General features: G+C 75.6%; 2 protein-coding genes. Both read right to left on the bottom strand.

From position 1 onward, the window contains the following. Window positions 1-906 (bottom strand): MoxR family ATPase (locus MCM47_RS41180; protein WP_238951879.1); only part of this gene is annotated, 906 nt, incomplete at its 3' end. Window positions 907-947: 41 nt separating this feature from the next. After that, window positions 948-1,185 (bottom strand): hypothetical protein (locus tag MCM47_RS41175; RefSeq protein WP_238951878.1); only part of this gene is annotated, 238 nt, incomplete at its 5' end.

The raw sequence follows: 1,185 nt of genomic DNA, 5'->3' as shown, positions 1-1,185 counted from the left end.
CTGTTCGAGCCTGGCCGGGCCCGGCGGCTGGACGTGGAGGCGGATGCAGCGGCGGAGGAAGGGCGGTGGGAAGTCGCGCTCGTTGTTGCTGGTGAGAACGACGACGGGGAAGGCGCGGCACTGGACGCGGCCGTGGTCGACGCCGACGGTGGCGGCCACCGGCCCCGCGGTCGCCAGCCCGGGTGGCACGGGGCCCGGATCGACCGGGGCCGGTGCGGTCGGGGCGTCGAGGGTGTCGTGGGTGCCGATCCGGACCCTCGGCTCCCGGGCGGCGATCCGGGCCAGCTCGGGGATCTCGAAGCCGCCGTCCTCGAAGACGGTGAGCAGGTCCCCCGGCAGGTCGATGTCGCTCTTGTCGATCTCGTCGATCAGCAGCCCCCGGGGTCGCTCCTGCGGCAGCAGCGCGGTGCCGAGCGGGCCGAGCCGCAGGTAGGGGGCGATCGAGTGGTCCGGCTCCGCCGGGCGGGCCGCGGTCGGGCCGGTGCCCCCGTCACCGCTCAGCTGCTGGAGGTTGGCGTCGTGCAGGCGGCTGATCGCGTCGTAGCGGTAGAGGCCGTCGCGCAGGGTGCTGCGGCTGGTGATGGGCCAGTGCAGGACCGGGCCGAGGCCGAGGTCGGTGGCGATGCTGTAGGCCAGGGTGGACTTGCCGACCCCGGGCTTCCCGGTGACCAGCAGCGGGCGGCTGAGGTAGAGGGCCGTGTTGACGGCGTCGATCTCCGCTTCGTCGGGCACGTACCCGGTGCCGCGCCGGGCGGTCCGCTCCCACGGGTGCCCGGTGGCGCCGGGGGCCCGGTAGTGCGGGTCCGGGGTGCCGTCGAAGTCCCGCCAGGGCGGCTGCTTGCCGGCCAGGCGGGAGAGCCGCTCCTCCGGGGTGCCCTCGCCCTGGTAGATCCACCAGTCCTTCATGTGCTGCTTCCTTCCCTTCCTGTCAGGACGGCGATCCCCCGTCAGGACAGCGATCTGGTCTGCGGGCGGTGGTCGGGGTCGTCCCAGAGCAGTCCGAGGCGCCGCGCGCCCGGGCAGCCGGCGCAGCTGCCGGCGGCGGCCCCGATGCGCAGCTTCCAGACGGCCGCGGGCAGTCGGTCGAGGTCGAGGCCGTTCCCGTCGTCCCCCGGGGCGTCACCGGGGCCGGCCCCGGGCGCGAGGAGGACGGCCAGGCCGGACTCGGCGGGGCACCCGGGCAGG

Origin of the sequence: Kitasatospora sp. A2-31 (assembly GCF_022288725.1) — a bacterium.
Classification (GTDB): Bacteria; Actinomycetota; Actinomycetes; order Streptomycetales; family Streptomycetaceae; genus Kitasatospora.
Note: the sequence above shows the minus strand (reverse complement) of the source record. Positions and strands in the feature narration are given on the sequence as shown.